Origin of the sequence: uncultured Sphingomonas sp. (assembly GCF_913778135.1) — a bacterium.
Lineage (GTDB): Bacteria > Pseudomonadota > Alphaproteobacteria > Sphingomonadales > Sphingomonadaceae > Sphingomonas.
Map to the genome: position 1 here is coordinate 1 of NZ_CAJYVU010000066.1, position 22,140 is coordinate 22,140.

The following is a 22,140-nucleotide window of genomic DNA, read 5'->3' on the forward strand; positions in this document are numbered from 1 at the left end:
GTGAAAGCCTTTCGGATGGGTGGTTCTGCAGGTAAGCCCTGCGAAGTGGGGCGCGCCTTGCCATAGCACAACCCGGCTGGCAAGCGGCGCGCATGTCGCATGCCGAACCCTCCCCCCTGACCGTTCCCGCCGCCACGCGCCTTGTCGGGCGTATCCGTGTTCCGGGCGACAAGTCGATCAGTCACCGCGCGCTGATGCTGTCGGCGCTCGCGGTCGGCGAAAGCCGTGTCGAGGGATTGCTGGAGGGAGAGGACGTGCTCGCGACCGCGTCGGCGCTACGTGCGATGGGCGCGCGGATCGAGCGTGATGCGGCGGGCGTGTGGACGATCAACGGCGTCGGCGTCGGCGGATTGCTGCAACCCGCGACGGCGCTCGACATGGGCAATTCGGGCACGTCGACGCGGCTGCTGATGGGCCTGATCGCCTCGCATCCGATCACCGCGACCTTCACCGGCGACGCCTCGTTGTCGAAGCGTCCGATGGAGCGCGTTATCACACCGCTTACGCGAATGGGCGCGGACATCACCGCCTCGCCCGGCGGTCGCCTCCCGCTGATGCTGCGCGGTCTCTGCCCCGCGGTGCCGATCGAGTACGAACTCCCCGTCGCCTCGGCGCAGGTGAAATCAGCCGTGCTGCTCGCCGGGCTCAACACGCCCGGTGTCACACGCGTGATCGAGCCGGTGCCGACGCGCGACCACAGCGAGCGGATGCTCGCGGGCTTCGGCGCCGAGGTGCTGGTCGAGGAGACGAGCCGCGGCCGCGTCATCTCGATTACCGGCGAGGCGGAGCTGCGTCCGCAGTCGATCGTCGTGCCGGGCGATCCCTCGTCCGCCGCCTTCTGGATGGTCGCTGCGTCGATCGTGCCGGACAGCGATGTCGTGATCGAGAATGTCGGGCTGAACCCGACGCGCGCCGGCCTCGTCACCGCACTGCGCATGATGGGCGCGGACATCACCGAGTTGGACCCGCGCACCGTCGGCGGGGAACCGGTCGCCGACTTGCGTGTCCGCCACGCCGCCTTGCAGGGCATCACCGTACCGCACGATCTCGCGCCGTCGATGATCGACGAATATCCGGTGCTGTTCGTCGCCGCAGCCTTCGCCGCCGGTCGCACGGTCGCGCGCGGCGCCGACGAACTGCGCGTAAAAGAAAGCGATCGCATCGCCGCGATGCGCGCCGCGCTCGAGGCAAACGGCGCACCGGTAACCGAGCACGAGGACGGCCTGTCGATCGACGGCAGCGGCGGCGACGCGATCCCCGGCGGCGGCACGGTCGCGACCCGGCTCGATCACCGCATCGCGATGAGCATGGCCGTTGCCGCACTTCACGCGCGCGCCGCCATCACGCTCGACGACGCGTCGCCGGTGCAGACCAGCTATCCGACTTTCTTCGACCAACTGGCGCAGCTTTCGGGAGAAGCCGCATGATCATCGCCGTCGACGGCCCCGCCGCCTCGGGCAAGGGCACGATCGCCAAGGCGCTCGCTCGCCACTATCACCTGCCCCACCTCGACACCGGACTGCTCTACCGCGCGGTCGCCGCCACCGTCCGTCGCATGGAACTCGACCCCGAAAAGGAGGCGGATGCCGTCGCCGCCTGCGACTTCGACGAGCTGACCCTCGCCGATCCGGCCCTGCGCGACGATGATGTCGGGCAGCTCGCCTCGGTCGTCTCGGCACACCCGTTGGTGCGCGCGGCGCTGCTCCAGCGACAGAAGCGCTTCGCGCATCAGGAGGGCGGCGCAGTGCTCGACGGCCGCGACATCGGAACCGTGATCGCGCCGGACGCGCTCGCCAAGCTGTTCGTCCGCGCCACCCCGACGATCCGTGCGCAGCGCCGCCATGCCGAACTTAAAAACCGCGGCAGCGGCGTCAGCTACGACCAGGTTCTCGCCGACATCCGCGCGCGCGACGAACGCGACAGCAGCCGTTCGGCCGCCCCGCTTGTCCCCGCCGCCGACGCGGCGCTGCTCGATACCAGCTTCCTGTCGATTGACGCCTCGGTCGCCAAAGCAATCGCGCTCGTCGAGGCGCGGCGCCCGCAGGGCTGATCACCCCCGCCGATACTTGCTTCTACCCTGCGCTTCCGCTAAGGGCGCGCGGTCCAACGGGCTTAGGCTTCGCGGAGGCATGGCGCGGCTACAGCAAATGCTGCGCCCTTTTCGCACCAGCGTTCTGTGTCTCTGCACTCTCTCGGCGCGCGCGGATACCGCGTCCGGCATGGGGCCGGCGTGGTGTTTTGGCCCTGGGGGTTGCCCCCTAGACCAGCGGAACCAACCGCTTGGCCGGAAACGACAACGTTTAGGACTTACGGATTTATGGCCTCTACGGCAGCTCCCTCACGCGACGATTTCGCGGCAATGCTCGATGACATGTTCGGCGGCGCCGACAGCTTCGAGGGCCGCGTGGTGCTCGGCACCGTTACCGGCATCGAGAACGACCTGGCCGTCATCGACGTCGGCCTGAAGAGCGAAGGCCGCGTGCCGCTGCGCGAATTCGCGCCTGCGCCGGGCCAGAAGGCCGAGCTGAAGATCGGCGACGAGGTCGAGGTGTACGTCGACCGCGTCGAGAACATGCACGGCGAAGCAATGCTCAGCCGCGACCGCGCCCGCCGCGAGGCCGCCTGGGACAAGCTTGAGGTCGAGTTCGCGAAGACCGCGCGCGTCGAGGGCACGATCTTCGGCCGCGTCAAGGGTGGCTTCACGGTCGATCTGTCGGGCGCCGTCGCCTTCCTGCCGGGTTCGCAGGTCGACATCCGCCCGGTGCGCGACGTCACCCCGCTGATGGACATTCCGCAGCCGTTCCAGATCCTTAAGATGGACCGCAAGCGCGGCAATATCGTCGTGTCGCGCCGCGCCGTGCTCGAGGAAACCCGCGCCGAGCAGCGCTCGGGCCTGATTCAGAGCCTGGCCGAGGGTCAGATTATCGAGGGCGTCGTCAAGAACATCACCGACTACGGTGCGTTCGTTGACCTGGGCGGTATCGACGGCCTGCTCCACGTCACCGACCTGTCGTACAAGCGCGTCCAGCACCCGTCGGAGATGATCAACATCGGCGACACGGTGAAGGTGCAGATCATCCGCATCAACAAGGACACGCAGCGCATCTCGCTCGGCATGAAGCAGCTCGAGAGCGATCCGTGGGATGGCGCTGGCGTCAAGTACCCGGTCGGTGCGAAGCTGTCGGGCCGCGTGACCAACATCACCGAATACGGTGCGTTCGTCGAGCTGGAGCCGGGCATCGAGGGCCTGGTTCACGTGTCGGAAATGTCTTGGACCAAGAAGAACGTCCACCCGGGCAAGATCGTCTCGACCTCGCAGGAAGTCGACGTGGTGGTGCTCGAGGTCGACGCCGAGAAGCGCCGCATCTCGCTCGGTCTCAAGCAGGCGCAGGCCAATCCGTTGGAGGCATTCGCCGCCGCGCACCCGGTCGGCTCGACCGTCGAGGGCGAAGTCAAGAACGCGACCGAGTTCGGCCTGTTCATCGGCCTCGACAACGACGTCGACGGCATGGTCCACATGTCGGATATCGCCTGGGGTGTTTCGGGTGAGGACGCGCTCAACCTGCACCGCAAGGGTGAGACCGTTCAGGCGGTCGTGCTCGACATCGACTCGGAGAAGGAGCGCATCTCGCTCGGCATGAAGCAGCTCGAGCGTGGCGGTCCGGTCTCGGCCGGTGCTGGCGACCGCCTGGGCAAGAACCAGGTCGTCACCGTCACCGTACTCGAGGTCCGCGACGCCGGCCTCGAAGTGCAGCAGGGCGACGACGGCGCGACCGGCTTCATCAAGCGCACCGATCTCGGCCGCGACCGCGACGAGCAGCGTCCGGAGCGTTTCCAGGTCGGTCAGAAGTTCGACGCGATGGTGACCGGTTTCGACCGTTCGAAGAAGCCGACCTTCTCGATCAAGGCGATGCAGATCTCCGAGGAGAAGCAGGCTGTGGCGCAGTACGGTTCGTCCGACTCGGGCGCGTCGCTTGGCGACATTCTTGGCGAGGCGCTCAAGGCCCGCGACTCGAAGAAGTAAGTCTTCGACATTTGCGGAACAACGCACGCGAAGGGGTCGGTCATGCCGGCCCCTTTTCGTTTGCCGATATGGCACTGCGTCGGTCCTATCGCGGAAGCGTATTTATCTGTATCAATCACGTGCCGCGGTATACGCGCGGTGCGTGTTGCGATGGTGGGGAAGCAAATGATTCGGTCGGAACTCGTCAACCGGCTCACGGAAGAAAATCCGGAACTCACCCCGCGCGATGTTGAGGCGATCGTGTCCACTTTCTTCGACCAGATCGTCGATCGCCTGGCGGCGAACGGTCGCGTCGAACTGCGCGGCTTCGGCGCCTTCTCGACCCGCCAGCGTGACGAGCGTACCGGACGCAATCCGCGGACCGGCGAGACGGTCGACGTGACGGCAAAGCGCGTGCCCTATTTCAAGCCCGGCAAGGAAATGCGCCAGCGTCTGAACGTCTGATCGACGCGCTCTCGTCGCTTCCCTGCTTGACGCGCGCTACCGAAGCGCGCTCAAGCGCGAAGCTGATGCGCGGACGTGGCGGAATCGGTAGACGCTGGAGACTTAAAATCTTCTGCCCTTGGCGTGCGGGTTCGAGTCCCGCCGTCCGCACCATCATCGCAAGCGCGAGCCTGCCCGCGCTGCTGCTTACTACCTCATGCGATCGCCGTGCCGATGTCGGCCCGGTCGTGGTCAGCGTCATCGGAGAGGCACCCGCACTCGCCGGTCCCGATCGCCGTGACCTGTCGACACCCGATCGCGTCCTGACCGACGCGGTGGCCGAGGGGTTGGTCCGCTTCGATGCCGCGGGGCAGATCGAAGGTGGCTTGGCGGAGCGCTGGACCGTCACGGACGACGGCACGAGCTTCATCTTCCGCCTGCGAGAGGCACGCTGGGCCGACGGCCAGCCGGTCCGCGCCGCACAGGTCGTCAATCTTCTCAAACGGCAACTCGCCCGCGGCACTCGCAACAGCCTCGCTCCGTACCTCAGCGCAATCGACGACGTGGTCGAAATGACGCCGGAGGTGATCGAGGTCGAACTGGCGCGGCCCCGGCCCGACCTGCTTAAACTCTTCGCGCAACCCGAACTCGCGCTCGTTCGCAGCGCTTCAGGCGGCGGTGCCGGCCCGTTCCGCGCCGCCTCCCCGGGCGAGCACGCGGCACTGCTGCGTCCCATCGACGATCCCGACCGCGATCCCGATGACGACGGCCCGACCGCCGAGGACAACGTCCGGCTGATCGGAGAACGTGCCGCCCGCGCGATCGTGCGCTTCACGAGCAAGCAGGCCGATCTGGTCAGCGGCGGGACGATTGTCGACTGGCCACTCGTCCAGCGCGCGGGCGTCGCAACCGCCAATCTGCGGATCGATCCCGCCGCGGGTCTGTTCGGACTCGCCATCCTCCGGCGTGACGGCTTCCTCGCCGACGCGGACACCCGCGCCGCACTCGCCGCGGCGTTCGACCGCGCCGGCCTCGTCGCCGCGGTGTCGCCCGACTGGGCGCCAGCGGAGACGCTGCTGCCCGACCAGCTCGACTCGCTCTCGCCACCGGTGCAGCCTGCCTGGGCCGCCCTGCCGCGTGAGCAGCGTCTGGCTGCGCTTCGCGCGCGTGTCGCCGCGTGGCGCTTCACGGCGGGCGTGCCAACGCTAGGGCTCGCGCTACCCGCGGGAACCGGCGGGACGATGCTGTGGATACGGCTCGCCGCCGACCTCTACGCGATGGGCATCAGGCCGGTTCGCCTCGCCCTCGACGATCCCGCCGCCGACCTGCGCCTCGTCGATCTGGTCGCACCGTATGACAGCGCGCGCTGGTATTTGTCGGAGGCGTGCGTCGCGTGCTCGGAGGAAGCACAGCAGGCGATCGAGGACGCGCGGGTGGCACCGACCTCGGATGCGCGCGCGGCGACGATCGCGCGCGCCGACGCCGCGCTCACGGCAGACGCGGCCTTCATCCCGCTCGCTCGGCCGTTCCGCTGGTCGCTGGTATCCGTGCGGCTGGTGCAGTGGCAGGCGAACGCGCGCGCGTGGCATCCGTTGAACCACCTGCGCCGCGACACCAAATGATCGAACATGAGCGTTCGTCCCTCTGCCATCCCGTCCGGCTTCGTGTCTGCCAACCTTCCGCTCGGTCGCGATCCCGCCTCGGTCCGCCGTCGTCTGGTCGCGATGGAGCAGATGCTTGAGGGATTGTTCGTCATCCCCGGCATCAATCGTCGAGTTGGTCTAGACTTCGTGCTTGGGCTGATCCCGGTCGCAGGCGACGCGATCGCTGCGGCGCTCGGCGGCTGGTTGGTGTGGGAAGCGCGCAATCTCGGTATGAGCAAGATTGCGCTGATGCGGATGACCGGTCGTGTCGGCTTCGACGCGCTGATCGGGCTGGTGCCCTTCGTCGGCGACGCGGCCGACCTTTACTATCGTTCGAACACGCGCAACCTGAAGCAGATCCTGCGGCACTTGGACAAGCATCACCCGGCCACGGTGACGCTCGACCGCTAATAGAGCAGGAACGGCGCCCGCGCCTCTGCCCAGGCGCGCTCATCCGGGATCGTCAGCGCGTCGAGATCACCCGGCTGCGAACCGGCATCGTCGACCCATTCGCGTAAGCTGGGCCCGCCGTTGATGACGTCGATCGCCAGCTTGTCGAACTCATACTCGTACGGAAAGTCGCGCCACAGCGGATAGTCGGGGCGCATGCGTCGCAGCGCCTTGAACCCCAGCGCCTGCAACCGCCATGGCCGGAACGCCGCGTGATCGTACGCCGCACCCTCGGCATGGATGAAGACGCCCGAACACAGCTCGCCCGCATGTTTGTGGAACGTCGGCTGGAACCAGATGTCGCGCAAGCTGCACCCCTCCAGCCACTCGGGTGCAAGCGAGCGCATCTCCGCGATCAGCGCGCGCGCGTCGACGTCGGGGGCGCCGAACAGCTCGAGCGGCCGGGTCGTGCCCCGCCCTTCCGACAGCGTCGTGCCTTCCAGCATCACCGTGCCGGCGTAAGCACGCGCCATGTTGACGTTCGCCGCATTGGGGCTCGGGTTGATCCACACCCGCGTCTCGGGCGAGCCGTATCCGGGCGCGGCGTCTGGCGCCCAACCCTCCATCGACACCACGCGGTAATCGACGTCGAGCCGGTAGTGCGCGATGAACCAGTGCCCCAGCTCGCCCAGCGTCATCCCATGCCGCATCGGCATCGGCCCTGCTCCGACGAAGCTCTCCCAGCCCTCGCGCAACGTCAGCCCCTCGATCGGCCGCCCCGCCGGGTTTGGGCGATCGAGCACCCACACCGCCTTGCCGTGCTCGGCCGCTGCCTCCAGCACGTAAAGCAATGTCGTCACGAACGTGTAGATGCGGCAGCCCACGTCCTGCAGATCGATCAGCACGACGTCGAACGTGTCCATCGACGCGGGTGTCGGCCGACGAACCTCACCGTACAGGCTGAACACCGGCATGCCGTAGGTCGGATCGGTGAAGTCGGGCGACTCCATCATATTGTCCTGCAGATCGCCACGCACGCCGTGCTGCGGCCCGAACACCGCCGAGACGTTCACTCCCGCCGCGATCAGCGCGTCGAGCGAGTGCGTCAGGTCGGCGGTCACCGACGCGGGGTGCGCGAGCAGCGCAACGCGGCGACCCTCAAGCTGGCGGCGAAGGCTCGCGTCGGCGAGCAGGCGATCGATCCCGAACTTCATGTACCCGCTGGTGACGGCAGCCGAGCGGCAAAGCAATCGCGATGATGGAAGTCGGCTCTCCCCGGCGGATGCTGGAGCGCCCAGAATGACCGCCGCCCGCCCGTTTCCTCGATCACCGCGGTCAACGACATCAGCAGCTCGCCGTGCGGCAATCCGCTCATGTCGCATTCGACTTCGACCCTGTCAGCCATCCGGTCGATCCGAGGCGCGTGGTCGCACGGCAAGTCCGCCATGCCGTCCCGGTAGCCGTCGAACGCGTAGGCAGCCCAAGCGGACGAGGGCGAGAAGTTGAACTCGACGTAATGCTCCTCGTCGTCGAACATCAGGAACAGCTCGAAACAGGTCGTTTGCCACAATCCATCGGTGCGCAAGGGGCTCGCCCGGTCAGGCCAGACTACCTCCTCATCACCATCGACCTCGTAGGTCAGCAGCAATTTACCCTTCTCGGAGACGCGCATCTCTACGGCTACACCGCGAGCCCCGAGCGGCGGATGGTCCGGGTGCGGTACCAGCGAATAGCGCGTCATCCCCGCACTCTATGAAATTGCCGCGGAAATCGCTATGTCCGCGCACTCTCATGGCAACGCAACTTCCCTCCCCGCCCCGCGTGGGCATGGTGTCGCTCGGCTGTCCCAAGAACCTGGTCGACAGCGAACGCATCCTCACCCAGCTCCGAGCCGACGGTTATCAGATGAGCGCCGATTACTCGGGCGCGGACGTCGTGCTGGTCAACACCTGCGGCTTTCTCGATTCCGCCAAGGAAGAAAGCCTGGAGGCGATTGGTGAGGCGATCGCGGAGAACGGCCGCGTCATCGTTACCGGCTGCATGGGCAAGGAAGCCGAGGCGATCCGCACCCGCTTTCCCCAAGTCCTCGCGATCACCGGCGCGCACGAGTACGAGCAGGTGGTGGAGGCGGTCCATGCCGCCGCGCCTGCCTCGATCAGCCCCTACGTCGACCTGATCCCCGACGCCGGGCTGAAGCTCACGCCGCGCCACTACAGCTACCTGAAGATTTCGGAGGGTTGCAATCACCGCTGCTCCTTCTGCATCATCCCGAGCCTGCGCGGCGACCTCGTCAGCCGCCGCCCCGACGCGATCCTGCGCGAGGCAGAGAAGCTGGTCGCCGCGGGCACGCGCGAGCTGCTCGTCATCAGCCAGGACACCAGCGCTTACGGCATCGACATCCGCCGCGAACCGCGCATGTGGAAGGGCCGCGAGGTCGTGCCGCACATGACAGAGCTCGCGCGCGAACTGGGCCAGATCGCGCCCTGGGTGCGGCTCCACTACGTCTACCCCTATCCGCACGTTGATCAGGTTATTCCGCTGATGGCGGAGGGGCTGGTGCTCCCGTACCTCGACATCCCGTTCCAGCATGCCGCGCCCGCGGTGCTGCGCCGCATGAAGCGGCCCGCGAATGACGCCAAGGTGCTAGACCGCATCCGCGCGTGGCGTGACATCTGCCCCGATATCGCGATCCGCTCGACCTTCGTCGTCGGCTTTCCCGGCGAGACCGAGGCCGACTTCGAGTATCTACTCGACTGGCTCGATGAAGCGCAGCTAGACCGCGTCGGCGCATTCCGTTTCGAGCCCGTCGAGGGCGCGAGCGCCAACCTCCTGCCCGACCACGTGCCCGAGGAAGTCAAGGAAGAACGCTACGCCCGCGTGATGGAGAAGACCGCCGCGATCTCGGCCGCGAAGCTCCAGCGCAAGATTGGCCGCACGCTCGACGTCATCATCGACGCGGTCGACGCAGAGAGCGGGGGCGCGACGGGCCGCTCCTACGCCGACGCGCCCGAAATCGACGGCGAGGTCCAGCTGCGCGACGCCGGACACCTCACGCTTGGCGATATCGTGCCGGTCACGATCGAGGACGCCGACGACCACGACCTCTACGGCGTACCCGCCTGACCGTTCTTCCTGACCTGATCCCGTTTGGTGGATCAGGTCAGGGCGCAATCGAGGCGTCAGGCGCCGAACTCCGGCCCGTCAGGATCGGGCCAGAAGTCCACCTCACCCGCATCTTCCTCATCGCGCTCCCGTGCAACGGGCAGCGTCGGCGCGCCACCGCCGATCCGCACGCGCAAGTACCCTGCGCCGCCCACGACGCCCTGCATTATAGCGACCACCTCGTCGCCCGCCCTGATCCGCGCACCGATCCACGGCGCACGCTCTGCGCTCAGATAGCCGACCTGCAACCCGCTAGGGCTGAACACAGCGACTGCTTGTGGGTCGACCGGATTACGCGGCTCGAGCACCAGCTCCATCGGCGCGCCGGGTGCCAGCAGCATCAGCTCCGATCGGCGGTTCGACCGCGCGCGATCATTGTTGGGAAAGTCGATCCCGACAATCGCGAGCGTCAGCTCCTTCACGCGGCCACAACGATGTCAGGATACACTCGCAGACGCTCCGGCATGGTAGCGGAGGAGGGACTTGAACCCCCGACCCCAGGATTATGATTCCCGTGCTCTAACCAGCTGAGCTACTCCGCCATAAGGCACCGGAGCGTCTGCGAGGCGCGGGCTATAGCAGCCATCGAAACGCCGTCAAGCGCTGAACTTGTGCACCGACAATTGCTCCCACGGACCGCCGCGATACCACCACGCGGCAAGCCCCGCGATCTGCACGGCGCGGGGGCTGAACCCCGCCTGCAACGTCGCCAGCGTCTTCTTCGCCTCGGCCGGCTCGACCTTGTTCTGGATCGTCACGTGCGGGCGCCAGCCGGCCTGATCCTGCGGCGTCAGCAACCCCATGAACGCGTCCGCCAGACGCGTACGCAGCGCTACCAGGTCGGGGCTCTCGATCCGGTAGGCGACGCCCCTCCCCAGCGAGAACAGTCCACCGACCCGCACAGCAGGCGCAGGTACGCCGCGCGTTTCCGCGTTCAACCGCCGCTTCACCTCCGCCGCCAAGCTTGGAGGCAGGTGATGGAACATCGTCAGATGCGCGTCGAGCTGGTTGCGCTCCGGCGGGAAATGCGCGCGGCGCTGCGCGTCGAACCACGCCTGATCGGGCTTCGCAAAGATCGCGGTGACAATGATCGGAGCGCTCACTCCGCCTTCCTGTTCACCCGTCCCGTTCATATCTCGATCTGGCTACCCAGTTCGACAACGCGGTTGGTCGGTAGGCGGAAGAACTCCATCGCGCTTTCGGCGTTGCGCAGCATCCAAGCGAACAGCTTCTCGCGCCAGACTGCCATGCCCGGCCGCTCGGACGCGAGCAGTGTCTGGCGCGACAGGAAAAAGCTCGTCTCCATCATCCGGAACTCCGCGCCGCAGCCATCGAAATCCTTCAGGTGCGCGGGCACGTCGGGTTCCTCCATGAAGCCGTAACGCAGCACGACGCGGTGGAATCCCTGCCCCAAATCCTCGTGCAGGAAGCGGTCTGCTTCCGGGAAATACGGGATGTTGGTCACCTTGACCGTCAGCAGGATAACACGGTCGTGCAGCACGCGATTGTGCTTCAGATTATGCAGTAACGCCGGCGGCACACCCTCGGGCGTCGAGGTCATGAACACCGCCGTACCCGACACGCGTGTCGCCGAGTTTGCTGCCGACTCGATGAAGATCTTGATCGGCATGGCTGCCTCGCGCATCCGCTCCAGCATCAGCTTGCGCCCCGTCGACCAGGTGGTCAGCAGCAGGAACACGATGCTCGCGATCAGCAGCGGGAACCAGCCGCCATCGGGCACCTTTGTCAGGTTGGATGCGAAATACAGCCCGTCGATCGTCAGGAACACCGCCTCGAACGCGATCACCAGCCACAACGGCCATTTCCAAACACGATAGACCAGCACGCCGACCATGCAGGTTGAAATGAACATCGTCCCCGTCACCGCGATGCCGTAGGCGGCCGCCAGGTTCGACGATTCGCCGAAGCCGAAGATCAGCAGCAACACCATGACCAGCAGCGCCCAGTTCGCGCTGGGAATATAGATCTGCCCGGCCTCCGACGCGCTGGTATGCTCGATGCGTATGCGCGGCATCAGCCCAAGCTGAACCGCCTGCTGGACGACCGAATAGGCGCCGGTGATGACCGCCTGGCTCGCGATCACGGTCGCCATCGTCGCCAGGATGACGAGTGGCAGACGCCACGCCTCCGGCGCCATCAGGAAGAACGGATTTTCTGCCGCCGACGGCGTCGACAGCAGCAGTGCGCCCTGCCCGAGATAGTTGATCATCAGCGCAGGGAACACGAACACCAGCCACGCGAGCGAGATCGGTCGCCGCCCAAAATGCCCCATATCGGCGTAGAGCGCCTCGGCCCCCGTCACGCACAGCACGACCGATCCGAGCGCCAGGAACGCGAGCTTGCCGTCGTTCAGCGCGAACCGGACCGCCCATGACGGATCGAGCGCCCATAGAATGTCGGGGCGGGCGATGATGTGATACACGCCCATCGCCGCCAGCACGACGAAATAGACGCCCATGATCGGGCCGAACAGCCGCCCGACCTTCGCGGTGCCGATCGATTGCAGGTAGAAAAGCGCGATGATGATCGTCACCGCGATCGGCAGCACGAACGCGTCAAAGCCCTGCTCGACCGTCGCCAGACCCTCGACAGCCGAAAGCACCGAGATCGCGGGTGTGATCATGCAATCGCCGAAGAACAGCGCGGTCGCCAGCACCCCCAACATGACAAGACTGGTGCCCCAGCGTTTGCCCGACTTCGACTGCCGCTGGATTAGTGCCAGCAGCGCTAGGCTCCCGCCCTCACCGTTGTTGTCGGCACGCAGGATCATCAGCACGTATTTGACGGTGACGATCAGCATCAGCGACCAGAACATCAGGCTGACGACGCCGAAGATGTGAAGTTGGTCGACCGCGAGCGGATGGTGTCCGACGAACACCTCCTTCATCGAATATAGCGGGCTGGTGCCGATATCGCCGTAAACGACGCCGATCGCGCCGACCGCCAGCTTCACTAGCCCGTCGCGCGCGTGCGAATGCGGCAGCCCGCCCGGCTGCACCGGCGTGGCGCTGACCCCGTTGCTCACGCCTGCGCCGATCGGCCCGAGGTCACGGCTGCGTCCGTTTTGGTCCCCATATCGACGCCGCGCCTAGCACTCTCACTATGCGCCCGCAACGCGGAACAGGAAGCGAACATGGAGCGTTCGAGCACGCGAAAGGATTACCCGATGAGCGATACCAATCCCAAGTCAGAACCCTTCAGCAACGCCGAGAAGGATCCCGATGACTGGACCACCGGCGGCGAGGCGATGACCGGCGCGCAGGCGAGCTATCTGAAGACGCTGAGCGAGGAAGCGCACGAGGAGTTCGACGAGTCGCTAACCAAGGCGGAGGCATCGAAGAAGATCGACGAATTACAGGCGAAGACCGGCCGCGGGCAGTAAGCCCGTGACGCTCGCCGCGGCCACCGACGTGATCGCGCCGGCGTGGCTGCGTCGCTCAGCGCACCGTCCCGGTGGCGAGCAGTCGTTCCAGCAGCATCAGCCGCACGCCGATTTCGCGGCGGTAGTCGGTCCCTTGCGGCGATAGCGCAAATGCGCGGCGCCAATACGCCCTTGCCGTCGTGAAATCACCTGCCCTGACATAGGCCAGCCCGGCGTAGAACGGCGGAGCCGGGTGCTCGGGCGCCAACTGCGCGGCATGGCGGAAGGCCAGCAGCGCGGGCGGTTGCACTTGCGCGGCGCCGCCGTTCGCTCCCTGCCCCCCTACGCCCGCCAGTGTCGTGCCGAGCCAGGTCCAGGCGATAAAGCTGTTAGGCAGCTTGCGCACCGCGCCCAGCATCACGTCCGCCGCGGCCTTGGGGTCGCCGCTGCGCGCCATCGCGTCCGACGCGATCAGATAGGCGGCATCCTGCGTGTAGCTGCCGAGCAGGCTGGCGCGCAGCGCGATCATCTCGGGCTCGATCGGCGATGCGTCAACGCGCGGTCGCGCATCAGCGCTCGCCAACAGCGGGCGTCCTTGCCACGCATATCCCGCCGCCCCCAGGAACAACGCCGCGCCGATCAACGACCATAATGGACGCGCGACCCGCAACGCGACCAGCGCCGCGAACACGGCACCGCCCAGCAGCGCGAGCGTCAGATAGCCCATTGCGTATCCCGCCGCCTGCTCATTGCTCCAGCGTCTTCGTCTCGTGCATCCGCCCCTTCATCTCGGGCGGCATATACTTCTCGTCGTGCTTGGCGAGCAGATTGGTCGCGGTGAACGACCCGTCCGGGTTGAAATGCCCCTCCGCGACCACGCCGGACTTCTCGCGAAAAAGGTCGGGCGCGATGCCGGTGAAGCGCACCGGCGTCGTCGCCTTGCCGTCGGTCACCACGAAGTCGATCGACACGCCATCGGATGCGCGCCGGATCGAGTGATCCGCGACCATGCCGCCCAGCCGCACCGCCTTGTCGGGCGCGGGCAGGCCACCAGCAACATCGGACGGCGCGTAGAAGAATGCCGCCTGGTCCTTCAACCCCGACAGCGCCAGTACGGCCGCGAGCGCGATCGCGAGCACGCCCGCTCCCGCGAGCGCGATCCGCTGGTTCTTGGCGGTCACTTCTCCGCGCGCCGCATCGCGAGATAGCTGACGAGCGACAGCACCGCCGCCCCGCCCAGCGTCACGCCGTACGCCGCCCAGACGAAGGGCCACGCGCTCATGCCGCCGCCCTCCGCCGCATCCGCGCCTCGGCCTTCGCGGTCGCGAGCAGTGCACGCATCCGCATCAGCACGATCGCGGCAAACAGCAATGTGAACCCTATCAGCGTGATCGGCAGCGGCCACAGGATTGATCGGTCGATCGTCGATTGCGTCAGCCCGATGCTCGGCCCTTGGTGCAGCGTGTTCCACCACACCACCGAGTAGCGGATGATCGGCAGCAGCACCGACCCGGCGATCCCGTACAACGCCGGTATCTCGCCCGCGCCGCCGCGCTCCCGGTCGGCACGCGACAGCGCCATATAGCCGAGGTAGACGAACAGCAGCAGCAGCATCGACGTCAGCCGCCCGTCCCACTGCCAGTACGTCCCCCAGGTCGGCCGCCCCCAGATCGCGCCGGTGACGAGGCAGATCGCGGCGAACACCGCCCCTGGCACCGCAATTGCGCGCGCGGCGATGGCCGCCAATGGGTGCCGCCAGACCAGAAATGCGATGCTCGACAGCGCAATACCGCTCCACCCGCCCATGCCCAGCCAAGCCGCGGGCACGTGCAGGTAGATGATGCGAACGCTTTCGCCCTGCAGGTAATCGGGCGGCGTCATGGTCAGACCCGCGAAGGAACCGAACACGATCAACGCGGCGCCAAGCCAGAAGAGCACCGGCGTCAGCGGTCGCGCGATCTTCAGGAAACGCGCAGGATTGGCAAAGGCGTGGAGCGCGGGCACGTCGCTACCGTTAGATCAGCCGACTGCCCGCGTCACGCACTCGGGCTCAGCGTCCGATCAGGCGACGCGCCATGCGGTCGGCCACCTCGGCGGCGGGATCGCCCGTCGCCTCGCTCTCGTCCCACACCTGGTGCAGCCGCTCGGGGATGCGCGCGATCCGCGCCATCACTTCGGCCTCGTCACCGTGGCCGAGATACTCTAGCCCGACGTTGATGATGCCGCCCGCGTTGATGACGTAATCGGGCGCGTAGGTGATGCCCGCGTCGTGCAACCGCTTGCCTTCGGCCGCGGTCGCGAGCTGGTTGTTCGCGCCGCCGGCGACGATCTTCGCCTTCAACCGCCCGATCGACTGCTCGGTCAGGATCGCACCCAATGCGTTGGGGCTGACGATGTCGGCATCGGCGAACAGGATCTCGTCGGCGGGCGCGGTCTTCGCGCCCAGCTCGCCTGCCATCCGCTCTGCACGTGCGGTATCGACGTCGGCGATGGTCAGCACCGCGCCATCCTTCGCCAGCAGCTTGGCGAGCCCGCCGCCGACCGAGCCGACACCCTGGATCGCCACGCGCACGCCGCGCATGTCGTCACTGCCGAGCCCGCGCTTCGCCGCCGCCTTGACCCCCAGGTAAACGCCATGCGCCGTGTACGGCCCCGGATCACCGCCCGCCGCACCTTCTGCGACCGGCAGGCCCGAGACGTACTTGGTCTCGCCCGCGATCACCTTCATGCGCGCTTCGGACATACCGACGTCCTCGGCCGTGACGTAGCGTCCGCCGAGCGACTCGACCTTCTGGCCGAAGGCGCGCAGCTGCGCCTCGCTGATGACCGCGCCGGGCTTGTCGGCCAGGATCACGCCCTTGCCGCCGCCCAGCTCCAGCCCCGCCATGGCGTTCTTGTAGCTCATGCCGCGCGACAGGCGCAGAGCGTCGGTGATCGCGCTCGCCTCGTCGGCATAATGCCAGAAACGCGCGCCGCCCGCTGCCGGCCCAAGCGCGGTCGAGTGAACCGCAATCACGGCCTTTAGCCCCGACGCCGGATCGGTGAACAGGTGGACGCCCTCGTGGTCGTCGAAATCAGGGAAACCCCAGTTCGCCATAACGCTCCAGCCGGGTAGATTGATGGGGCGACCGACGGGACTTGAACCCGCAACTTCCGGCATCACAAGCCGGCGCTCTAACCAATTGAACTACGGTCGCCGCGAAGGCCCGCGCATTAGTCGCCCGCGCAACATTCAGTCAACCGGCAAAGTGCAGGTTGCGTCAGAACCGTCCCTCGATCGCCAGCATCCGCGCAGCACCGTTGGCGACGAACCCGGCGGTGTCGAGCCGCGTCGCTACCGCCGGGTCGCTCGGCACCAGCGTCAGCTCGGCACGGTAACGCCCGTCTGCCCACAGCCTCAGCGCCGCACCCTCGGTACCCGCCGCACTGACCAGCGGCAGCAGCAGTGCGCCGCCGTCGCACCGCGCCGTCCCGCTCACCGCGCCCGGCAGCGCCGCACCAAGGAACGTGCCCGAAATCTCCGCCCGCACGCGCCCCTCGGCCGCCTCGCACGCGCCATCGACGAAGCGCACGCTCACCTCGTCCAGGTTGAGCGCGGTAACCGGCAACGGCGCGAACGCGCCCCCCGGCTCGATCGGCCCCGTCGCGCCGATCACGCCCGCTCGGTTGCGCGACAGTTCAACCGTTCCCGACAGCGTCTGCGCCGCGTCACCGCTCCGGCTTTCCAGCGCGACGCGCGCGCGCCCGATCAGCAGCGCGAGCGGGGAGACGCGCGCGTTCAGGTCGCCGAGCGCCAGATCGCCGAAGCGCGCCTCGGTCAGCCGCCCGGACCACACGCTGCCCCGCACCTCGCGCGCGGCAAACCCTTGATCGTCGAGCCCCGCCCAGCCGAGCACCAGCCTGAGCGGCAGCAGCACCAGCAGCGCGGCGACGAACATCGCCAGGAACAACGTACGCCGATCGGTCGCGAGCCGTATCCGCATCACGCCGCCCTCGCCTTCAGCGTCATCTGCGCGGTCACCGTGCCGTCGCCGTTGCCGCGCACGCTCAGCCCGTCGACCAGCACGCCGTCGTTTTCCAGATTGCCGATCCACGCCATCAGCGCGCCCGCCTTGGCGGTGGCGATCGACGCACGCACGCGGTCGTTCGCCTCGGGCTCCAGCGTCGCCAGCGCAAACCCCGCCGCCTCGGCGCGTGTCCGTACCTCGTCGGCGAGCGGCAGCTGCACCGGGCGCAGTTGCCGTCGCTGAATCGATTTCACCGCCGCCAGTTCGCGCTCCGCGCTCCCGGCGCGCACCACCGCATCGGCGTAGCGCTCGCGCGTCGACGACAGCCCGTTGCGCACCGGGCGGATCACCAGCCCCCACACGATCGTCACCGCCAGCAGCCCCAGCATGACGAGGATCAGTCGCCGCTCGCGTAAAGACCGCCCCGTGAACCATCCACGCAATTCGTTCATGCGTCCTGCTCCCCCGTCACGGCGCGACCGTCAGATCGCCGGTCAACCGCCCACCGGATTGCTGGAACACGCCGCTCGTCACGGTAAATCCTGCCCGCTCCAGCTGCGTCTTGACGCTGTTCGCCTGCCCTTCGCCCGCGACTGACAAGGATACGCGCAGCGCACCCGTCGGCTGAAAATCAAGCGCGGTCACCTCGCTATCGGGCACCGCCTGCACGATCTGGTACACCGCCGCCGCGGTGCGGCTGAACCCCGACCCCGGCCCCCGCAGCCGCGACAGCCGCTCGCCCAGCATCCGCGCCGCGTCACCTTCTCCGGCGCCGCGCGGCAATCCCTGCCTTGCCACCGCATTCGCGCGTGCCTCCAGCGTGTCCGCACCCAGCGAGTAGCGCGCAATCCGCACCAGATCGATTGCCAGCGTCGCCAGCAGGATCGCCGCGACCAGCAGGCCCAGCCGCCTGACCGTCGCCCAGTCGATCGCGCGCCGTGTCCGCCGCGCGAACGGTCCCTGTCTGAGGTCGAGCGGCCACGTGGCCGCCGCGTCTGCCGCCGCCCGCCACACCTCGTCGCGTGCCAGCGCGACCGGCTCGGTGTCGCCCAGGATCAGTTCGGTCAATCGCGCCTCGTCGGCGAACCCGGCCGAGCGACCGCGTACCACCGCCTGTCCGGCCACATCGCCGCGCAGCCAGCCCTCCTCGGGTGTTGGCAGCAGCAGTGGTGCTGGCAGCATCGCGACCGGATCGATGCCGCGCACGTTCATCTCAGCGAGCCACGCCGCCATCCGCTCGGGCGAGACGACCGCGATCGCACGTTCCTCGCCGTCGTCGCCCTCGCGCGCCACCCCGACCGCCACGTGGAGGTCGCCCGGCGTCGCGGTCGCGTCGCTCACCACAATCCGCGCCGCCGCGGCCGCCTGCGCCGCTGACCTCGCGGGCAGCGCCGCCCAGTGAAGCGTCACCGCGTCGGCAGGCGCGACCGCCACCACCGGATTGGTCGCATCCGCCTCGACAGGCGGCATGCCCTCGCCCTCGTCGAGCACGTCATCGCGCATGCGCCACCAGCGCCACGGCTGATCCGCGGCAGGCGGCACGAAAAGGAGCGTCGTCGCGGTCATGTTACGTCGCCCCATTGCCGCGAGACGAGCCGCGCGGGAAGGGTCCGCGCGTCGATCAGGCCCTGTTCGTGCAATTCAGCGCCGTTCGCGACCACGTCGATCGTTAGCGCAAACCACACCGACTTCACCCCCGTCTGCGCTTTCGCATCCATCGCCGGCGTGCCAGCACCGCCCAGCGACAGCGCGTTCCACACGGGATCGGTCGATCCATAACCCTGTTCGGGCCGCCGGAGCAGCACCCCGCGCGCCGCCTCGACGCCCCCGCCCGTCTCCAGCAGCATCGCCAGCAGCGGCGCCTGTTCTGGCAGCAGCGTATTGACGTTGATGACCGCGCGATCGACCGTCGGCAGCGTGCACAGCCACGGCCTGAGCAGCTGATACTGCTCCGCCGTCACACCTGACACCGCGCGCAACTCGCTCACGTCCGCCATCAGCGTGCCCGAGGTGCGATATCCGCGATAGGCGCCATCCTCCGCCCCGCCCGGCAGTGCCGCATCGTCCGAGTCGATGAAATCCGCCGCCGCCGCCGGGATCGCCTCGGCGCCGGGCACGCGCAGCAACCGGATCAGCCGCTGGAATTGCAGCAGCGTCTGATTGTTCGCCGCGTAGCTGCCATCGGGAGCCTCGACCACCAGGCTGTTGAGGTTGAAGCAATTGCCCCCGTCGCGCACCCGCGCCGTCGCCACGCCGCCGGGGATCGGCAGCCCGAACGGCCGATCGCTCCATCCGCCGAGCAGCGCGACCCGGTCGCCCGCTTGCCTGAGCAAACTCGTCACCCGCGTCGTCGCCAGCGTTTCCGCGGCATAAGCGTAACCGCGCGCGGCATCGAGCGCGCCCGCGTTGGCGGTCAGCCGCGTCGACACGCGCAATCGCTCCAGCGCGGTCGCCGCCAGCACCGCGATTACCGCGACGAGCAACAGCACCGTCAGCAGCGCCGCGCCGCGCTCGCCCCTATCGCGGCGCATTGGGCGTCGGCGTAGGATTGGGATTTGGCTGCGTACCGGGCGCGCCTGCGCGACGCGGGCGCGGCGCGCCGGTGCCGACCAGGAACAGCATGCGGTACGCGGTGCCATTCTCGCGCACCAGCGTCAGCTCCGCCGCCTGCGGCAGTGCGGCGATTGGCGTGCCCTCCCACCGATCGCTCCATGCACCGGCATAGCGGAAGCGCCACGTCGCTTGGCGCACGCCCTCGACGATCAGCGCCGCGGGCAGCGGGGCCGCACCGTCAAGCGCAGGATAGCCGACGCGCTCGATCCCACCCGCGGTCAGCTGATATTCGACCTTCTGCAACGTCGCGCGCGGCGACTGGTCGATGTTGCTCCACCCGCCGCGCACTAGCCGCAGCATCGGCACCTGCCCCGCACCGCCGGTAAAGGCGGGCAGCCGCGTTCCGTTCTGATCCCGCGTCGGCCGATCGACCGCCTGAGCAAGATCGGCGGTCAGGATCGACGACAGCCGGTTGATCGCGCCAATATCGTCCAGCGCCGCGCCCGAGGCGCCCTGCGCGCGCACGCTGAACGCCAGCAGCGCGACGCCCGCCGCCGCGATCATGCCGAAGATCATCAGCGCGATCATGACCTCGATCAGCGTGAAGCCCGCCTCGCTCGTGTCTCTCACTGCTGCACGCTCGCCATTTGCCCCGGCGGCCGGATCATCGTCGCACGCCCCAGCACCGCGCCCTGGCTGTCCGCCACCGCCACGTCGACGCGCATCACGTCACCGTCGCCGATCGCGCGCACGTCGCGAACCCAGCGCCACGCGCGCCCGCCGTTCTGTTCCGCACCCGTCACGCGCCCGCGCGTCGGCGGCTGCACGTCGCTCACCGCCTCAACCGCCACGTTTCTGGCGACGATCTGCGCGTGCAGGGTCGATTGCAGCAGCGCGGTCGACCGGATCGTCGCGCCCTCCAACCGAATCAGTGCCAGCGCCGCCAGGCTGAACACCCCCAGCGCCACCATGATCTCGATCAGCGTAAATCCGCCGTCGCGCTGATCACCCCGCGACACGAACGCTTCCATCCGCTGCGATCGCGACGCTCGCACTCGTCCCGTCGCGCCTGAGCGACACGTTGAGCGACTTGTCCGCGAGCCCCGTCGTGTCGAACGTCACCCGCTCGCGCACCAAGCCCGTCGCGCCCGTGCCCTGGCTCCAGCGCTCGACCCGCAGCGGCTTCTCGACCATCGCAGTCCAGCGCCCGCCGCGCCACTGGTCGAACCCATATCCCGAGGGCGTCACCCACACGCTGACCGGCCGCGCATCGATGATCGCGCTGTCGTGCGCCGCGCGCACCCGCGTCGCAAAACGCGCCGCCTCGTCCATCAACCGTCCGCGCGGATCGGGCATCGCCAGCACCGCCACCGCCGACGCCAGCCCGATGATCGTAACCACGACCATCAGCTCGATCAGCGTGAAGCCACGCTCGGCCGGGCGCAGCACCGACATGAAGCCGTTTACCGGCCGTGCCGCGCGAGGGTGGCCGTTACTGCCAGCTGCCGATATCGGCATTGATCCCCTCGCCGCCGTCCTTGCCGTCCGCCCCCAGCGTCCAGACATCCGCGGCACCATGCTGCCCAGGCGACGCATACAGATACGGCCGGTTCCACGGGTCCTCGGGCAAGCGCTTAATATACCCACCGGCCTGATAGCGCGACGCGTCGGCGCCGGCGGGTGCGCTCACCAGCGCCTGCAAGCCCTGCGACGTCGTCGGATAGCTGCCCTGCTGCAGCCGGTACATCTCCAAACCCTGCTCGATCGTCGCGATGTCTGCCTTCGCCTTCTGGATCCGCGCGGTGTCGCCCGACGGCAGCACATTTAGCGCTACGATCGTCGCCAGCAGCCCGATGATGACGATCACCACCATCAGCTCGACAAGCGTGAAGCCGTTCTTTTTCCGGCGCTTCTTCTGTTCGTTACGCATAATGTCTCTCACTGTCCCGCGAGCGTGTTGAGCTGGAGGATCGGAAGCAGGATCGATAGCACGATCGTCGCGACGATGCCGCCCATGATGACGATGATCAGCGGCTCCAGCAGCGACAGCGCGGTCGCGGTGAAGCGATCGAACTCGCGCTCCATGTAATCGGCTGCGCGTTCCAGCATCTCGTCCAGCCGCCCCGCCGCCTCGCCCGACGCGGCCAGATAGACCAGCAGCGGCGGGAACACCGCAGTGCGCCGCATTGCCGCCGACAGGCTGCCACCGCCGCGGATCGCATCGGTGATCTCGTCCGACGCCGCCTTCAGCCGCCGATTGTGGATTGTCCCCGCGGTCAGGTTCAGCCCTTCCAGCAGCGGCAACCGGCTCGCCACCATCGTCGACAGCGTCCGCGCCATCCGCGCCGCGTGCAGGTCGCGCAGCAACCGCCCGACCAGCGGCACGCGCAGCAGCCAGGTATCGAACGCCAACCGGATCGGCGGCTGACGAAGCGCTGCCCAAGCCCCCAGCCCGATCATCACCACCACCAGCAGCATCGCCCACCAGTAACCCGTGATCGCCGCCGACAGCGCGATCACCATGCGCGTCAGGAACGGCAGCTCCTGCCCGACGGT

26 protein-coding genes and 3 tRNA genes are annotated in these 22,140 nt (G+C 67.9%); 9 read left to right on the top strand and 20 right to left on the bottom strand.

The genetic code is table 11. From position 1 onward, the window contains the following. The first annotated feature begins 92 nt into the window (after positions 1 to 92). The 7 genes from aroA to QZ847_RS06820 all read left to right on the top strand — a co-directional run bounded on the left by aroA (position 93) and on the right by QZ847_RS06820 (position 6,501). Positions 93 to 1,427, top strand: a complete 1,335-nt coding sequence (aroA, locus tag QZ847_RS06790; RefSeq protein ID WP_294354630.1) for a 3-phosphoshikimate 1-carboxyvinyltransferase — start codon at positions 93 to 95, stop codon at positions 1,425 to 1,427. After that, positions 1,424 to 2,050 (top strand): (d)CMP kinase, encoded by a 627-nt coding sequence (gene cmk, locus QZ847_RS06795; protein ID WP_294354633.1) that lies wholly within the window; start codon positions 1,424 to 1,426, stop codon positions 2,048 to 2,050. Before aroA ends, cmk begins: the two co-directional genes overlap by 4 nt. Before the next feature lie 267 nt (positions 2,051 to 2,317). Continuing rightward, positions 2,318 to 4,024 carry a 30S ribosomal protein S1 gene (gene rpsA, locus QZ847_RS06800; RefSeq protein ID WP_294354636.1) on the top strand — a complete coding sequence of 569 codons (1,707 nt, stop codon included), beginning with the start codon at positions 2,318 to 2,320 and terminating at the stop codon, positions 4,022 to 4,024. A 165-nt stretch (positions 4,025 to 4,189) separates the two neighbouring features. Further along, on the top strand, positions 4,190 to 4,468 hold the full coding sequence (locus QZ847_RS06805) for an integration host factor subunit beta (protein ID WP_093003781.1): 279 nt from the start codon (positions 4,190 to 4,192) through the stop codon (positions 4,466 to 4,468). 69 nt (positions 4,469 to 4,537) lie between these two features. Then, a tRNA-Leu gene (locus QZ847_RS06810) sits at positions 4,538 to 4,621 on the top strand. Between the two features lie 74 nt (positions 4,622 to 4,695). Next, positions 4,696 to 6,069 carry an ABC transporter substrate-binding protein gene (locus QZ847_RS06815; RefSeq protein WP_294354638.1) on the top strand — a complete coding sequence of 458 codons (1,374 nt, stop codon included), beginning with the start codon at positions 4,696 to 4,698 and terminating at the stop codon, positions 6,067 to 6,069. Positions 6,070 to 6,075: 6 nt separating this feature from the next. Next, on the top strand, positions 6,076 to 6,501 hold the full coding sequence (locus QZ847_RS06820) for a DUF4112 domain-containing protein (RefSeq protein ID WP_294354640.1): 426 nt from the start codon (positions 6,076 to 6,078) through the stop codon (positions 6,499 to 6,501). Here the strand turns inward: QZ847_RS06820 and QZ847_RS06825 are convergent. Together QZ847_RS06825 and QZ847_RS06830 are read right to left on the bottom strand one after the other, a co-directional pair. Beyond that, positions 6,498 to 7,694: a DUF1343 domain-containing protein gene (locus QZ847_RS06825; RefSeq protein WP_294354645.1), complete on the bottom strand. Its 1,197-nt coding sequence runs from the start codon at positions 7,692 to 7,694 to the stop codon at positions 6,498 to 6,500. The two genes, QZ847_RS06820 and QZ847_RS06825, sit on opposite strands and share 4 nt — an antisense overlap. Next, complete coding sequence (locus QZ847_RS06830) at positions 7,691 to 8,221, bottom strand: DOMON-like domain-containing protein (protein WP_294354649.1); 531 nt, start codon at positions 8,219 to 8,221, stop codon at positions 7,691 to 7,693. Before QZ847_RS06830 ends, QZ847_RS06825 begins: the two co-directional genes overlap by 4 nt. Positions 8,222 to 8,271: 50 nt before the next feature. Between QZ847_RS06830 and rimO the strand changes: the two genes are divergently transcribed. Continuing rightward, entirely contained in the window at positions 8,272 to 9,603 is a 1,332-nt protein-coding gene (gene rimO / locus QZ847_RS06835; protein WP_294354652.1) for a 30S ribosomal protein S12 methylthiotransferase RimO, read from the top strand. A 56-nt stretch (positions 9,604 to 9,659) separates the two neighbouring features. Here the strand turns inward: rimO and QZ847_RS06840 are convergent, their stop codons facing one another. From QZ847_RS06840 to QZ847_RS06855, 4 genes are all read right to left on the bottom strand, one after another. Continuing rightward, positions 9,660 to 10,064, bottom strand: coding sequence for an HIRAN domain-containing protein (locus tag QZ847_RS06840; protein WP_294354655.1), 405 nt, complete (start codon positions 10,062 to 10,064; stop codon positions 9,660 to 9,662). A 43-nt stretch (positions 10,065 to 10,107) separates the two neighbouring features. After that, positions 10,108 to 10,184 (bottom strand) — tRNA-Met (locus tag QZ847_RS06845). Between the two features lie 54 nt (positions 10,185 to 10,238). Beyond that, positions 10,239 to 10,775 (bottom strand): 2'-5' RNA ligase family protein, encoded by a 537-nt coding sequence (locus QZ847_RS06850; protein WP_294354657.1) that lies wholly within the window; start codon positions 10,773 to 10,775, stop codon positions 10,239 to 10,241. Then, positions 10,772 to 12,661 (bottom strand): potassium transporter Kup, encoded by a 1,890-nt coding sequence (locus tag QZ847_RS06855; RefSeq protein ID WP_294354699.1) that lies wholly within the window; start codon positions 12,659 to 12,661, stop codon positions 10,772 to 10,774. The genes QZ847_RS06850 and QZ847_RS06855 overlap by 4 nt, the downstream gene beginning before the upstream one ends. Positions 12,662 to 12,829: 168 nt before the next feature. Between QZ847_RS06855 and QZ847_RS06860 the strand changes: the two genes are divergently transcribed. Beyond that, positions 12,830 to 13,045 carry a DUF3072 domain-containing protein gene (locus QZ847_RS06860; protein WP_294354660.1) on the top strand — a complete coding sequence of 72 codons (216 nt, stop codon included), beginning with the start codon at positions 12,830 to 12,832 and terminating at the stop codon, positions 13,043 to 13,045. A gap of 55 nt (positions 13,046 to 13,100) precedes the next feature. On the opposite strand, the gene QZ847_RS06865 is transcribed toward QZ847_RS06860, so the two are convergent. From QZ847_RS06865 to QZ847_RS06930, 14 genes are all read right to left on the bottom strand, one after another. Beyond that, the gene (locus QZ847_RS06865; protein WP_294354663.1) at positions 13,101 to 13,751 is read right to left on the bottom strand and encodes a hypothetical protein; all 651 of its coding nucleotides are present in this window, start codon (positions 13,749 to 13,751) and stop codon (positions 13,101 to 13,103) included. A 19-nt stretch (positions 13,752 to 13,770) separates the two neighbouring features. Beyond that, positions 13,771 to 14,205: a cytochrome c maturation protein CcmE gene (ccmE, locus tag QZ847_RS06870; protein ID WP_294354666.1), complete on the bottom strand. Its 435-nt coding sequence runs from the start codon at positions 14,203 to 14,205 to the stop codon at positions 13,771 to 13,773. A gap of 97 nt (positions 14,206 to 14,302) precedes the next feature. Continuing rightward, on the bottom strand, positions 14,303 to 15,028 hold the full coding sequence (gene ccmC, locus QZ847_RS06875; RefSeq protein ID WP_294354669.1) for a heme ABC transporter permease CcmC: 726 nt from the start codon (positions 15,026 to 15,028) through the stop codon (positions 14,303 to 14,305). Between the two features lie 46 nt (positions 15,029 to 15,074). Beyond that, positions 15,075 to 16,121: a Glu/Leu/Phe/Val dehydrogenase dimerization domain-containing protein gene (locus QZ847_RS06880; protein ID WP_294354671.1), complete on the bottom strand. Its 1,047-nt coding sequence runs from the start codon at positions 16,119 to 16,121 to the stop codon at positions 15,075 to 15,077. 23 nt (positions 16,122 to 16,144) lie between these two features. After that, a tRNA-His gene (locus tag QZ847_RS06885) sits at positions 16,145 to 16,221 on the bottom strand. 63 nt (positions 16,222 to 16,284) lie between these two features. Then, on the bottom strand, positions 16,285 to 17,007 hold the full coding sequence (gene gspN, locus QZ847_RS06890; protein WP_294354674.1) for a type II secretion system protein N: 723 nt from the start codon (positions 17,005 to 17,007) through the stop codon (positions 16,285 to 16,287). Continuing rightward, positions 17,007 to 17,483, bottom strand: a complete 477-nt coding sequence (gene gspM, locus QZ847_RS06895) for a type II secretion system protein GspM (RefSeq protein WP_093002709.1) — start codon at positions 17,481 to 17,483, stop codon at positions 17,007 to 17,009. The genes gspN and gspM overlap by 1 nt, the downstream gene beginning before the upstream one ends. Positions 17,484 to 17,499: 16 nt before the next feature. Next, the gene (gspL, locus tag QZ847_RS06900; RefSeq protein ID WP_294354681.1) at positions 17,500 to 18,597 is read right to left on the bottom strand and encodes a type II secretion system protein GspL; all 1,098 of its coding nucleotides are present in this window, start codon (positions 18,595 to 18,597) and stop codon (positions 17,500 to 17,502) included. After that, positions 18,594 to 19,562 carry a type II secretion system minor pseudopilin GspK gene (gene gspK / locus QZ847_RS06905; RefSeq protein ID WP_294354684.1) on the bottom strand — a complete coding sequence of 323 codons (969 nt, stop codon included), beginning with the start codon at positions 19,560 to 19,562 and terminating at the stop codon, positions 18,594 to 18,596. The genes gspL and gspK overlap by 4 nt, the downstream gene beginning before the upstream one ends. Beyond that, on the bottom strand, positions 19,549 to 20,214 hold the full coding sequence (gspJ, locus tag QZ847_RS06910; RefSeq protein WP_294354687.1) for a type II secretion system minor pseudopilin GspJ: 666 nt from the start codon (positions 20,212 to 20,214) through the stop codon (positions 19,549 to 19,551). The genes gspK and gspJ overlap by 14 nt, the downstream gene beginning before the upstream one ends. Continuing rightward, positions 20,211 to 20,603 carry a type II secretion system minor pseudopilin GspI gene (gene gspI, locus QZ847_RS06915; RefSeq protein ID WP_294354688.1) on the bottom strand — a complete coding sequence of 131 codons (393 nt, stop codon included), beginning with the start codon at positions 20,601 to 20,603 and terminating at the stop codon, positions 20,211 to 20,213. Before gspI ends, gspJ begins: the two co-directional genes overlap by 4 nt. Further along, on the bottom strand, positions 20,590 to 21,102 hold the full coding sequence (locus QZ847_RS06920; protein ID WP_294354691.1) for a GspH/FimT family pseudopilin: 513 nt from the start codon (positions 21,100 to 21,102) through the stop codon (positions 20,590 to 20,592). Before QZ847_RS06920 ends, gspI begins: the two co-directional genes overlap by 14 nt. Further along, a complete protein-coding gene (gene gspG / locus QZ847_RS06925; protein WP_294354693.1) occupies positions 21,077 to 21,514 on the bottom strand; it encodes a type II secretion system major pseudopilin GspG in 438 nt (145 codons plus the stop codon). The genes QZ847_RS06920 and gspG overlap by 26 nt, the downstream gene beginning before the upstream one ends. An 8-nt stretch (positions 21,515 to 21,522) precedes the next feature. Further along, positions 21,523 to 22,140, bottom strand: a 618-nt coding sequence (locus QZ847_RS06930; RefSeq protein WP_294354695.1) for a type II secretion system F family protein, incomplete at its 5' end; no start/stop codon positions are given.